Source organism: Myroides odoratimimus (assembly GCF_001485415.1).
In the GTDB taxonomy this organism is placed as follows: Bacteria; Bacteroidota; Bacteroidia; order Flavobacteriales; family Flavobacteriaceae; genus Flavobacterium; species Flavobacterium odoratimimum.
On record NZ_BCMQ01000005.1, the window covers coordinates 177,466 to 191,389 of the forward strand.

Here is a 13,924-nt window from a genome sequence, read left to right on the forward strand (position 1 = left end):
ATGAAGGTAGTTGTATTAGGAGCAGGAGAAAGTGGAGTAGGTACAGCTGTACTAGCTATGACCAAAGGGTATGATGTATTCGTTTCAGATTTTGGACAGATTGAAGATAAGTACAAGGCTGTTCTTAATGAGTTCAATGTACGCTGGGAAGAAGGAAGACATACAGAAACAGAAATATTGAGTGGTGATATAATAGTTAAAAGTCCTGGGATACCAGATAAAGTAGCTATTATTCAAAAAGCATTAGCAGCGGATATTGATGTTATTTCGGAGATAGAGTTTGCTTATACTTTTAATACAGAGCCATCTGTCGCTATAACAGGTAGTAATGGAAAAACAACAACGACGATGCTTACTTACCATCTATTGAGTAAGGGAGGATTGAACGTTGGTATAGGAGGAAATATAGGTGATAGCTACGCTAAGCAGGTAGCTGTGAATCCTGAAAAGTGTTATGTGTTAGAATTGAGCAGTTTTCAATTAGATGGCATACGCAAGTTTAGACCTCATATCGCTGTTATTACTAATATTAGCCCAGATCACTTAGATCGATATGATTATAAATATGAAAATTATATCAATGCTAAGTTTAGAATTACATTGAATCAAACCAAAGAGGATTATTTAATCTATGATGATGATGATGTGGAGATTCAACGTTGGTTAACTAATAATAAAACTGCCGCTAAAAGAGTACCATTTTCTATTACTAAAAAGTTAGAATATGGAGCTTATTTAGAAGGGCAAAATATTGTAGTGGCTATGGACAAGGAAACAGTGGTATTACCAATTAGCGAATTGGGTGTTGAAGGAAAGCACAATGTTAAGAATGCTATGGCAGCTACGGCTGTGGCACAATTAAAAAGAATAAGAAAGCAAAGTATTAGAGAGAGCTTATCCGATTTTCAAGGAGCTGAACATCGTTTAGAAAAGGTAATGAAAGTAGAGAATGTTCAGTATATAAATGACTCTAAAGCAACTAATATCAACGCTACCTTTTTTGCATTAGAAAGTATGAAGACACCAACAGTATGGATTGTTGGAGGAGTAGATAAAGGAAATGATTATGATGAGTTAATGCCTTTAGTTCGCGAGAAAGTAAAGAGTATTATTTGTCTAGGTGTTGATAATAGTAAGATAAAAGCAGCTTATGAACAGGTAGTGGACACATTGATCGAGGTTCAGAGTATGGAGGATGCTGTGAAGATGGCACAACGCTTAGCTGAGAGTGGTGATACAGTATTACTGTCACCAGCCTGTGCAAGTTTTGATTTATTTAAAAATTACGAAGATAGAGGACATCAGTTTAAAGCTGAAGTAAATAATCTATAAGATAAAATGAAAAAGTTAGTTGCTAATTTATATGGGGATAAACATATATGGACAGTAATATTTTTACTGGCCTTATTTTCGTTTGTACCTGTATATAGTGCGAGTACTAACTTAGTTTATACGATAGGTACAGGGAAGTCTACATTCTCTTATTTGTTTAAGCATTTTGCTCACTTATCTATTGGTTTTGTGTTATTGTATTTAGCACATAAACTAGAGTATAGATATTTTAGGCAATTGTCCATTCTTATGATGCCAGTAGCCATTGTGTTACTGTTCTTTACTTTGATTCAAGGTAAGACCATAGGAGGAGCAAATGCGAGTAGGTGGTTAGACTTAGGCGTTATTCAGATACAACCATCTGCGATAGCAGCTGTAGTTGTACTAGGGTATGTAGCGCAGTATCTGGTCAGTATTCAAGATAAGAAAGTTGAGTTTTGGCCTTCAGTATTAGAGTTATGGTTGCCTGTTATGGTTGTAGTTGGATTAATCTTTCCAGCTAACTTTTCTACAGCAGCTTTGATCTTCTTGATGGTTGGTATATTGGTATTTGTGGGGAAGTATCCTTTTAAATATCTAGCAGCTATTTTTGGAGCAGGAATGTTGTTTGTGACCTTGTTTGTATTGGCAGCAAAAGCTTTACCTGAAGGAACGATGCCTAACCGTGTAGATACATGGATAAGTCGTATAGATAGATTCGCTAATGCAGATGAAGGAGGAAAGGATCTTTATCAAGTTGACAACGCTAAGATAGCTATCGCATCTGGTGGATTAGTGGGAAAAGGGCCTGGGAAAAGTGTTCAGAAGAACTTTTTACCACAGTCTTCATCGGATTTTATTTATGCTATTATTGTTGAAGAATATGGTATGGTGGGTGGACTATCGATACTGTTTCTTTATCTGTATTTGTTCTTTAGGTTTTTGATTGCAGCACATAAGGCTCCGACTTTATTTGGGAAGTTGTTGGTTACTGGGTTAGGGTTTTATTTTATATTCCAAGCCTTGATCAATATGGGAGTAGCTGTGTCGTTACTGCCTACGACAGGACAAACGTTACCTCTGATTAGTAGTGGAGGAACATCGATCTGGATGACTTGTATTTCGTTAGGAGTGATTCTAAGTGTTACCAAAAAAGAACAGGAGATACAGAAACAAGAGATGGAAAGAATGATAGAGGAAGAGCGTATGCAAGAAGAGCTAGGTAAACAAGAAGAGCTTAGGCAAAATCAAGAATTAGTAAAATAGAATATAGGAAATAATATAATAAATGAAACGTGCACCGAGAGTCATATTAAGTGGAGGAGGAACAGGAGGACATATCTATCCTGCGATAGCTATTGCTAATGAGATTAAGGCAAGGTATGCAGATGCTGAAATCTTGTTCGTAGGAGCTGAGAATAAAATGGAGATGCAGAAGGTGCCGCAGGCAGGTTATAAGATAGAAGGATTATGGATATCAGGTATTCAACGAAAGTTGACTGTAGATAATCTTGCGTTTCCGTTTAAACTGATTAGTAGTTTATGGAAGTCTGGTAAAATAATTAAAAAGTTTAAACCAGATGTAGTAATTGGTACTGGAGGTTTTGCTAGTGGAGCTGTAGTGAAAGTTGCTGCTGGTAAGAATATACCGACATTAATCCAAGAGCAGAATTCCTTTCCAGGTATAACGAATAAGTTATTAGGAAAGAAGGTAAATAAGGTATGTGTGGCGTATGATCATCTAGAAAGATTCTTTCCTGCGTCAAAGATTATAAAGACAGGTAACCCTGTTAGAAATGATTTATTAGATGTTAGTTCTATGAAGGAGGAAGGTATTCGTTCTTTTGGATTAGATAGTTCTAAAGACATTCTTTTAGTTTTAGGAGGAAGTCTTGGAGCTAGGAGAATAAATCAATTGATTGAAGAGAATTTAGAAGAGATAAAGAAGAAGAATATACAAGTTATATGGCAGTGTGGTAAGCTGTATTATGAGGAGTATAAGAAATATCAGGCAGAGGGGGTATTAGTAACTGCTTTTGTGGAGAAGATGAACTTAGCCTATGCAGCAGCAGACTATGTGATTTCTAGAGCAGGAGCTTCTTCTATTTCTGAATTAGCATTGGTAGGTAAGCCTGTTATATTTATTCCTTCTCCTAATGTAGCTGAAGATCATCAGACTAAAAATGCGATGAGTATTGTAAGCGAAGAAGGAGCAATATTGCTAAAAGAAGCAGAGCTAGCAGAGCAGTTCTTGCCAACATTTACTGCGTTAGTAGAAGATAAAGAGTTGCAAAATAAGTTAGGTACTAACTTTAGAAGGTTAGCGTTACCTAATGCAACAAAAGATATAGTAGATCAAGTAGAAGCTATAATGAATATTTAAGTATGGAATTAAGTAAGATAAAGAGCGTATTTTTTATAGGAATCGGAGGCATAGGTATGAGTGCCTTAGCTCGTTATTTTAAATTTATAGGAAAGAATGTTGCAGGATATGATCGCACTGAAACACAATTAACTGATGAATTAAAAGAAGCTGGAATTGATATCCACTTTGAAGATAATTTAGAGTTAGTAAAGGATGTGTATAAGGATAAGGAAACAACTTTAGTTGTAGTCACTCCTGCGATACCTAGTACACATACAGAGTGGAACTATTTTATCGATAATGGATTTGATATTCGTAAGCGTTCTGAAGTATTAGGGTTGATAACTAAGGATACCTATTGTTTTGCAGTAGCAGGAACACATGGTAAGACTACAACAACAAGTATTTTAGGACATTTATTATTTCAAGCAGGTGTTGATGTAACAGCATTTGTTGGTGGAGTAGTAGAGAATTATCAGACTAACTTAATCGGAAGTGGTAAAACAGTAACAGTAGTAGAGGCAGATGAGTTTGATCGTTCTTTTTTAAGATTGTATCCTGATACAGCTTGTATTACTTCTACTGAGGCGGATCACTTAGATATATTTGGTACTGCAGAAGAAATGTTAGTAGCATTCCAAGACTTTGCAAATAAGGTTGAGGATAAGACTAAATTCTTTAAAACTGAACAAGTAGACTTAAATGGTATTAAAGTTGGTTTTGGAGAGGACTGTATTTATAGAATAGAGAACATATCTATTGATAATGGATGGTATGTTTTTGATATTATAACTCCTAATGAGAGCATTGAAGGTGTTCGCTTTGGATTACCAGGTAGACATAACCTATCTAATGCATTAGTAGCCTTCGCTATGGCTTATAATTACGGAATAGATGCAAATGTATTAGTAGATGGTTTAGGAAGCTTTAAAGGTGTTAGAAGAAGGTTTTCTTATAAGATCAGAAGAGATGATCTTATTTATATAGATGATTACGCTCATCACCCGACAGAAATACAAGCAGTAAGTCAGGCGGTACATGAGTTATATAGTGATAAGAAGATAGTAGCTGTGTTCCAACCTCATTTGTATAGTCGTACAAGAGACTTTATGAGTGAGTTTGCTATAGCATTATCTACCTTCGATCATGTAGTGTTATTAGATATTTATCCAGCAAGAGAGTTGCCTATAGAAGGAGTGACGTCAGCAGCATTGTTAGATCAAATGACATCAGTGGATAAAGTGGTCTTGCAAAAAGAGGAGTTATTACCTTATTTAAAGGCTTCTAAGGCTGAATTAGTTTTGACTATAGGAGCTGGTGATTTAGGAGAAATGGTAGAAGATATAAAGAAAGGATTAGAATAATATAGAAGTTTTAGTACGTGGAAAAGTTGTTTAAGAAAATAAAGTGGTCAGATGTTCGCATATTGCTATTGTGTGGACTGTTACTGTTTTTGTATTCTTTTACTAATAAACGTAGTAATGATCGTGAAGTTAAGGATATCGATGTGGTTTTTAAGGAAAGTGAAGAACACTTTGTAACAAGTAGTGAAATTCGCAATTTGCTTAAAAATAAATTTCCAAAAATTTCCGAGATTAATAGAAGTGTTTTAGATTTGAATAATCTAGAGAAAAACGTGCTAAAAAATGAATTAATCAGAAATGCGGATGTTTATTTGACGATAGATAATAAAATAATCGTTGATATTTGGCAAAAAAAAGCAATCGGAAGAGTGATAGATGGGGATAATAATTATTATCTTGATGAGTTAGGGAAAATGATGCCATTATCAAGTAATTTTTCTGATAGAGTTCCTATGGTGCAGGGAAAGGTGAACAAGAGTAATGAAAGAGATATTAAGGAAATACTTGAATTAATCAACAAGGACGAATTCTTAAGAGAAGACATTACAGGGATTGTTATAGAACCAAAAGGAACTTTAATGTTGATTAGTCGTACAAACCGTTTTGACATTTTGTTTGGAGGGTTTGATGAAATGGAAATAAAGTTACAAAACTATAAAGCCTTTGTACAGTATTTGATAAGAGAGAATGTTGAACAAGAGAAATACAAGTATATAAACCTCAAGTTTACCCAACAAGTGGTATGCACGAAATAGAAAAAGAGTATGGAAAAAGAAAATATAGCTGTAGGTTTAGACATTGGGACAACTAAGATTGTCGCAATGATTGGAAAGAAAAACGAATACGGTAAACTAGAAATTTTAGGATTAGGTAAAGCTAAAAGTCTAGGTGTTAAACGAGGTGTTGTTAACAATATCACGCAGACTATTCAGTCTATTCAGAATGCTGTTACTGATGCTGAGTCAGCAGCAGGGTATAAGATCAAGAATGTAGTAGTAGGTATTGCTGGACAACATATACGTAGTATTCAACATAGTGATTATATAAGTAGAGATAATCCTGATGAAGTAATAGGAGACAAGGACATTGAGCAATTAATTACTCAAGTTCAGAAGTTGAGTATGCTTCCAGGAGAAGAAATTATACACGTACTTCCACAAGAGTTCAAAATAGATGGAGAGCCTGGTATTAAGGAACCTATCGGAATGTATGGAAGTCGTTTGGAAGCTGTATTCCATGTAGTAGTAGGTCAAGCCGCATTAATAAAGAATGCAGGGAGATGTATTAAAGATGCAGGATTAGAGCTTTCAGGTATTACTTTAGAGCCTTTAGCATCAGCTGAAGCAGTTCTAAGTCAAGAAGAAAAAGAAGCTGGGGTAGCACTTATCGATATCGGTGGTGGTACAACGGACTTAGCTATCTTTAAAGACGGTATTATTCGTCATACAGCTGTAGTGCCTTTCGGAGGAAATGTTATTACAGAAGATATTAAAGAAGGATGTTCTATTATAGAACGTCAAGCTGAGATACTAAAAGTAAAGTTTGGGTCTGCTTGGCCAGGAGAAAATAAAGATAATGAGATTGTTTCTATTCCAGGATTAAGAGGAAAAGAACCAAAGGAAATATCTTTAAAGAACTTGTCTAAGATTATTCATGCTCGAGTAGAAGAGATCATACAATTGGTATTCTCTGAAATTAAGAGTTATGGATATGAAAGCCCACAGAAGAAACTGATTGCTGGTATTGTTTTAACTGGAGGTGGTTCTGAATTAAAACATATTAAGCAATTAGTAGAATATATCACTGGTATAGATACTCGTATAGGATATCCTAATGAGCACTTAGCAGGAGATTCTAATTTAGAGATATCTAGTCCATTATACGCTACTGCGGTAGGGTTAGTAATGGAAAGTGAAAGACATCATATAAAAGGAGCTGTTTCATTAGCAGATATTGCTGTTGAGAATAGAGTTCCAGAAGTGGAGGCGCCTGTTGTTAATCGCGCAGAGCCTGTGGTGCAACAACCAGTTGTATCACAAGATCCAATAGAAACAGTAAGTCAAGAAAGACCTAAAGTTTCTGAAGAACCAAAAGAGACTGAATTTAGATCGCCAACGGCAGAAAAATTTGAATCAAATTTCTTTGGTACTTTTTTTAGAAAAATAAAAGATTTTATTGAAAAGCAAGAATAAAAAGGCTACGTATATGGAGAATACAGATTTTGGAGGAATAAAGTTTGATTTACCGAAAAACCAATCAAACGTTATCAAAGTAATAGGTGTAGGAGGCGGTGGAAGTAATGCTATTAATCACATGTTCCAACAAGGAATTAAAGGTGTAGATTTTATAGTGTGTAATACTGACTCTCAAGCATTAGAAAATAGTCCAGTTCCAACTAAAATTCAGTTAGGAGTTAACCTTACGGAAGGGTTAGGAGCAGGAGCTAATCCAGAAGTGGGCCAACAGTCTGCTTTAGAAAGTATAGAAGAGATAGAGAAGATGTTAGATACCAACACTAAGATGGTATTTATCACTGCTGGTATGGGTGGTGGTACTGGTACAGGTGCTGCTCCAGTTATTGCTCAGTTATCTAAAGAACGTGATATCCTTACAGTAGGTATTGTTACTATTCCTTTCCAATTCGAAGGTAAGGTAAGACAAGACCAAGCTTTAAAAGGGGTTGAACGTCTACGTAAACAAGTTGACTCTTTAGTTGTTATCAATAATAATAAGTTACGAGAGGTATATGGTAATTTAGGTTTCAAAGCTGGTTTCTCCAAAGCCGACGAAGTCTTATCTACTGCAGCTCGTGGTATCGCAGAAGTTATTACGCATCACTATACTCAGAATATTGACTTAAAGGATGCTAAGACTGTATTATCTGATAGTGGTACTGCTATAATGGGATCTGCTACAGCTTCTGGTGAAACTAGAGCTAAAGATGCTATTGTAGATGCATTAGATTCTCCTCTATTAAATGATAATAAGATTAGCGGTGCTAAGAATGTATTGTTATTAATTGTGTCTGGTGCAAATGAGATTACAATTGATGAGATAGGTGAAATCAACGACCACATCCAGACAGAAGCTGGGCATAATGCTAACATCATTATGGGGGTTGGTGAAGATGAGTCTTTAGGAGATGCTATTTCTGTAACAATCATTGCTACAGGTTTCAATATCGAACAACAAAAAAGTATTGTTACAACAGGTGAGCCTAATAAGATTATTCACGTATTAGAAGGTGATCAGAAGTTAGAGCATAATTTAATGCAAGCTTCATCTGTAGAGTCTTTCGGCTACTCTTCTCCAGATGAGCCATTATCTAAGGTTACTACTATTATTTCTTCTTCAGAAGATGCAGTAGAAGAAACAGAAAAAATTACTGTACATCAGTTAGGTGATTTTGAAGATGAAGATCTTGATGAAGGTATCTCTGTAGAGGCAATGAATGAGGAAGACGTTCAAGTAAATCAAGTGACAGCAGAAGCTACTGAGAAAGCAAGTGATGCTAATGGATTAGATGTTTTTTTTGAAATCGTAACGCCTTCTGAGGAAGTAAAAAAAAATACTAGTATTTCAGAAGAGCAAAATTTAGCAAAAACAAAAGATATAAGAGATATAAATGTTGTTGATCCTGAGTTTGTTATTGTAAATGTAGCAAAAAGACCAGAAACACAAGTGTCTCAACAACCACAAGCAAATGCTCCTGTTGTGTATCATTTAGAGGATGATGTGGTAGAAGCAAAAAGCAATATTGCTTATGGTAATGAAGCTAAATCAGTTCAAAATATGGCTGCTCCTAAAGAAGAAATTATCATGTTCTCTTTAGAAGATTATACAGATAAAGAAAGTGAGTTAGCATCAGCAAAACCGATTAATAAACATCAAGATGCAATAGAAGATGAATTTAGATTTTTTATTAAATCTGAGGAACCAACTCCAGCTGCAGTAGAAGCATCTAATGCAGTAGTAGAAGAGGAACTAGATGAAGTAAACCCTATCGAGATGAGTATCGAGGAGTTTACACTTAAGAGTCGCGCTGCTGAACGCAGAAAAAAGATGAAAGAGTTTAACTACAAGTTTAATAATACGAACAGTCAGTTAACAGAGTTAGAGCGTGAGCCAGCTTATAAAAGAAGTGGAGTAGACTTACACGAGTCAGACGAGACAACTAATAAGTCACGTATTACTTTCGGGTTAGATAGTAATAACGATGGGCAGTTAAGATCTAACAACTCATATTTACACGATAATGTAGATTAATTACAAGTATATTATTTAAAAGGACTATCGAAAGATAGTCCTTTTATTTTTCGCCATATTTTGACGCTAGAATTGGATAGAGTTAAACTTTTTAGTTTGTACTTCTTTATCCTTGATTTTAATAGTGAAATTATTTATCTGCGGTTGATTAATATGGGTACTTACTTTGATAGCATTTTTTAGAACATCTACATAAGCACTATTCTCTGGGTATAGCGTTAGTATATAGTCGCCTTTAGGAATGTATAGAATATAGTTACCACTATCTGACGTATAGGTAGTGTAGCTTTCTCCAGTATGGCTTTGAGCTACGATACGTTGTCCAGAGAGATTTCTATTGATAAGATGCGAGTTCTCAGAGAATTCATAATTAATACTACCAGATAACGTAGTTGTCTGTCTTAAGTGAATGCTATGTGTGGTATCTGATTTTAATACGATCTTATCTGTATTAGCAAACCATTCCTGATCATTTTTGACTTGTATGGTATAGCTATCAAGAGGTAACTTTTTATATTCTATTGCTCCTTCTTTATTCGTGATAAATGATTTATTGTTGATATAGACTATTCTATTAGATGCAGGATAGTTATTATTCGCTTCATCTTGGTAGTAAACGATTATCTTTAGAGTATACGCTTTCTCATAAGGCTTGTAAGGCATTAATTGTTTGATTACACCTATTTGTACATAATTTGTTTTATTGTTCTTAGAAAAGCCTCCATAGTTGTTATAACTACTAACATAGATATCAAAGTCCTTTGTCAACTTATATTCTAAACGACTATTTAATTGCCATAAGTCATCTGTTGTTGATGTCTTCGTATAATAAGCGTTAAGTACCACTCCTACATGATTATTGAAAAAACGTTGTCTATAGTTTCCCATAATCATCAGATTAGTATAAGTACTTGTATCTATAAAGCCTAAGTAACTCGAGTTGATGACTTCACTTAGATTGCTATAATTGTACTGATAGCTCACTCCAAAATCAACACTTTTATAGTTGACTCCGGCATTTAAGCGGTAGTGTAATTTATCAGTTAAACTTACCTTAGAGAGATAGTTCCCTAAATCAAGTGATACATTATATCCTAAGCCACTAGTGAAACTATTGTGATTGAATGAAGTACTTAATCTCAATGCATCTAAGTCATCCATTAATTGAGTTTTGTAATTGAAGCGTTGTTCATTTACATAACGTGGGCTTAGTAGAAGCATATTGGTCTGAATTCTATAGGAATAGTTTAGCCCTATGGTATTAGATTGTTGTTTTGAGTTATTATAATCTGTATAACTGTATTTAGGAGCATAGTGGACGAAACTTTGTGTCAAGCCAAAACTATGCTTATCAAAGTTTCTTCTGATGCTACTAGACACTTGAGAAGCACCTTGTCTAATACCTGCATAATAAGGGCTACTGTAGAAGCTATTTGTTTGGAATTGATACTTGTCCCATCGGGCATATGCATTTATCCCTATAAAGGCTCCTAATTGATTATTTTCTTTACTATCTATAGTAGAGATACCTTCCATCATTTCTAAATTAAATGTAGGAGTATTCCATAGGCTAAATGTATTATACCACAGCGTCTTTTTCTCATCATAGCGATGGTTTAGATCATAGTACAGCTGTGATTGTCTCCACTTGTGTTTAAGCGAAGTAAACCCAATCCATGTATTATAGCCAATAGAGCGATCACTTGCATCTGTGATTAAATAGGTTTTATCTAAGTATCCACCTTGTATAGAAATGGAGTCTTTTATATTAATATTAGTTTGTATCCCTCGTCCTTGTAATGAGAATTCCCCTGTTTGGTAAATATTACCAGCTAGTACTTGTACTTTTTCGGTCTTGATATCTGCTAGGAAGTGACGTAGATTATATTTGTTCTCCTTGTCCCAATAGATTAGATCTCCAGTTAATCCTACTTTAGTCTTTTCGCTTAAGTGAACTTCTGTAGAACCTATCAACTGAAATGAGTTCATTACATTATTACCACTAACACGGTTAAGTTCTATTGTGTTTCTCTGGTAATAAGGATCTGTATTCGAATTATCTATTTTATATCGTCGTTTAGATTTTAAAGAGCTGACACTATAGTTAGTACGTGATATAAAATCTCCATTTTCATATAATAGCGTAGCAGTGATATCAAAATCCTCTAGTTTAACAGCTTCTTTCGAGATGATTTGGTTGATAGTAATGAGAGTATCTCGCTGTGGAGCTAATGTGATATGAGAAGTATGAGTACGGTGTTTATTGACCTGATTCGGAAAGGTTATGATATAATGAAGCTTTTCTGATGTATTACCTCTATTTTGAATCGAAGCTTTTAAATGTATCGTATCTCCTATTTTTTGGAACTGTAAATGATTGTTCTGATTTTGAAGTAAGATACGTCTGTTTCTTTGTATTAAAATCTTTTGTTCAGCTACTTGTATGATTTGATTTAGATTGTTGCTTAGACTAGCTCTTATGAACAAATCTATCTCACTACTAGCAGACTGGTCTATATTCGCTATGATAGGGACATAGACTCTCTGTCCAGGGTGTATCTGAATGAATTTATTAGCGTTACTAGATATGCGTAAGTTAGTAGAATTACCTTCTATCTTTATATTCCCAGACCATTGTGTATTACTGACATTAGATACTTCTATGGCTGATGAGATATTACCATATTCATCCGCAGGAGTTTCTATATCCGTAAACTTTAAATGTATAGGTGTTTGTTGTGTGTATGAAAGTGAAAACAAACAGATAAACAGTAATGTATAAAGCTGTTTAAGCATTAATTAGGGACAATTACAAAGTATAAATAAGTTTCGTATCTACCACTAGCTTGTTGTAATTCCTTCTGATTAGGAGGAATGCTCAGTTCAAGGTTATATGACATCGATTGACTCCATCTCGAGAAGGAGGCAAGAGGCTGTTCATTAGCAGACAGTGATAATGGACCGAATATCTTTACATCTCTAGCATCTGAAGGACTACCTCCTTCAAGGTTATTTAAAGTCGCCTTTAGTTTTAGTATAGAAACAGGTAAGCTATTCGACATCGTGTTATTATACATCATATTATCTGCTGTCTTTACGAGTACTTGATGACCTTGATAACTCTTGATGTAAAGAGCATTGCTTATCGTGATCGTTTTCCCTTTTACAATATCATCTGGTGAATCAAAGTTAAAGACAAATTCACTAGCACCATTTCGCAACTCTGCTATTTGATCTCCGTGATTTCCTACATAGTTAATTTGGAATCTTGCATTACCAGTACCAGATGTTTTACGTAGAAGTAACTGGTCTCTACCTGACGAAGTATCATATAAGGAGAACTCGTATGTACTCATATAAGTATTGTTAGGAATAGTCAGTAAATGTACCCCTCCTCGAATAGTCAAGTCAAAGTTTAAGGTATAGTAGTTACCTTCTGGTAGAGGTGTTGTACTCTCTATGATCGTATTTTCTTGATATTTGCTTAGAGGTAAATCTCTTCCCACGACACTGAAGGCAAGTTGATTAAAATTACCCCCTTGTTTATTCGTACTTAATGTTGACATCTCAGCAGGTACCATATAGTTTCCTGCATAGTAATCATCGAGTAGTCTTACCGTTAACTTCCATTTGGTAGGTGAAGGCGTTCCGTAGAATCTGCGAAACTGTACAGAGATCTGTTTATCTTCTGTCTTCCCTACTTTTAGATCATTATATGAATTTAATACAGACTGTCCGCCTCCATAAATATTTAAGTCATACTGTGCTAATACCGTATTGCTCAGTAGTAATAAAAATAGGCTGATGTATATATTTAACTTTAGGTTCATAGCGTGAAGTCTAGTTCTGCCACTTTTACGATATTATCCTTGCCATAAGTTAGTTGGATAATAAAGGTGTAAGTGCCTGTTTTTAGTTGATTCGGTAGTGGTATAATATGCTTTCTTAAGTCAGTAGGTAGACTGTAAAAATCTAGTGTATTCAATGTTGTTTTCTCTCCCGTTTGTTGATTGAAGATACTCGCTGTCATCTTTCCGTCACTCCATAGTTTTCCATCGTTCTGAAAGTTAACTTCTATCGCTTTTTCTCCCTCAGCAGTCTTGGCAGGTTTGATATCTACTATTTCTACAGACTCTGTATTATTTTGATTTGCATGATATACTTTTAGTCCCATACGCACTGTCACTTTGATAGCAGCACCGTTTTCATCCACTGCATTCCCAGGATTTAACTGAGTGAAGAACACCATCGCTGTATGTACAGGTATATTAGCAGGCAGGTCTTGAGGAACATTAAGTATAATCTCTACTTCTTTGACTTCGTTTGGTTCAATTACAAAATAAGAATTAGGTAATACTTGAATCCATTGAGAAGCTGAAGTTTCTAATGTATTAGCTTCTACTACATTATTACTACCTCTCTCATCATAATTCCAATCTCCAATAGAGACTCCTACTTCGACAGCTTTGTCATTTGGATTGGCTATACGAACTTTTTGAGTAGCTATAGTTCCAGCAGCATTTCTAAAGTACATTTTACCAGGAGAGATAGACAGTCCTGCTTGTGCGAATATTGGAAGAGCGCTTAGTAAAAGGAATAGTAGTATTAGTTTTTTCAT

At 35.0% G+C, this 13,924-nt stretch carries 10 protein-coding genes; 7 read left to right on the plus strand and 3 right to left on the minus strand.

What is annotated here, in order from left to right:
• Genes murD through ftsZ form a run of 7 tightly spaced genes read left to right on the plus strand, consistent with a single transcriptional unit; the run spans position 1 to position 9,306 of the window.
• Positions 1-1,332: a UDP-N-acetylmuramoyl-L-alanine--D-glutamate ligase gene (murD, locus tag MODO_RS06830; protein ID WP_006259686.1), complete on the plus strand. Its 1,332-nt coding sequence runs from the start codon at positions 1-3 to the stop codon at positions 1,330-1,332.
• Between the two features lie 6 nt (positions 1,333-1,338).
• A complete protein-coding gene (locus tag MODO_RS06835; protein ID WP_006259685.1) occupies positions 1,339-2,577 on the plus strand; it encodes an FtsW/RodA/SpoVE family cell cycle protein in 1,239 nt (412 codons plus the stop codon).
• A 22-nt stretch (positions 2,578-2,599) separates the two neighbouring features.
• Positions 2,600-3,694, plus strand: a complete 1,095-nt coding sequence (gene murG / locus MODO_RS06840) for an undecaprenyldiphospho-muramoylpentapeptide beta-N-acetylglucosaminyltransferase (RefSeq protein WP_006259684.1) — start codon at positions 2,600-2,602, stop codon at positions 3,692-3,694.
• A gap of 2 nt (positions 3,695-3,696) precedes the next feature.
• Entirely contained in the window at positions 3,697-5,040 is a 1,344-nt protein-coding gene (murC, locus tag MODO_RS06845; RefSeq protein ID WP_006259683.1) for a UDP-N-acetylmuramate--L-alanine ligase, read from the plus strand.
• Between the two features lie 17 nt (positions 5,041-5,057).
• Positions 5,058-5,795, plus strand: coding sequence for a POTRA-like domain-containing protein (locus MODO_RS06850; RefSeq protein WP_006259682.1), 738 nt, complete (start codon positions 5,058-5,060; stop codon positions 5,793-5,795).
• Positions 5,796-5,804: 9 nt separating this feature from the next.
• Positions 5,805-7,232 (plus strand): cell division protein FtsA, encoded by a 1,428-nt coding sequence (gene ftsA, locus MODO_RS06855; RefSeq protein ID WP_006259681.1) that lies wholly within the window; start codon positions 5,805-5,807, stop codon positions 7,230-7,232.
• Positions 7,233-7,245: 13 nt separating this feature from the next.
• A complete protein-coding gene (ftsZ, locus tag MODO_RS06860; protein WP_059050956.1) occupies positions 7,246-9,306 on the plus strand; it encodes a cell division protein FtsZ in 2,061 nt (686 codons plus the stop codon).
• Positions 9,307-9,372: 66 nt separating this feature from the next.
• Here the strand turns inward: ftsZ and MODO_RS06865 are convergent, their stop codons facing one another.
• The 3 genes from MODO_RS06865 to MODO_RS06875 are packed head-to-tail and all read right to left on the minus strand — an operon-like array spanning position 9,373 to position 13,924.
• Positions 9,373-12,102, minus strand: a complete 2,730-nt coding sequence (locus MODO_RS06865; protein ID WP_006259679.1) for a porin family protein — start codon at positions 12,100-12,102, stop codon at positions 9,373-9,375.
• Entirely contained in the window at positions 12,102-13,136 is a 1,035-nt protein-coding gene (locus MODO_RS06870; RefSeq protein ID WP_006259678.1) for a hypothetical protein, read from the minus strand. Before MODO_RS06870 ends, MODO_RS06865 begins: the two co-directional genes overlap by 1 nt.
• On the minus strand, positions 13,133-13,924 hold the full coding sequence (locus MODO_RS06875; RefSeq protein WP_006259677.1) for a fimbrial biogenesis chaperone: 792 nt from the start codon (positions 13,922-13,924) through the stop codon (positions 13,133-13,135). The genes MODO_RS06870 and MODO_RS06875 overlap by 4 nt, the downstream gene beginning before the upstream one ends.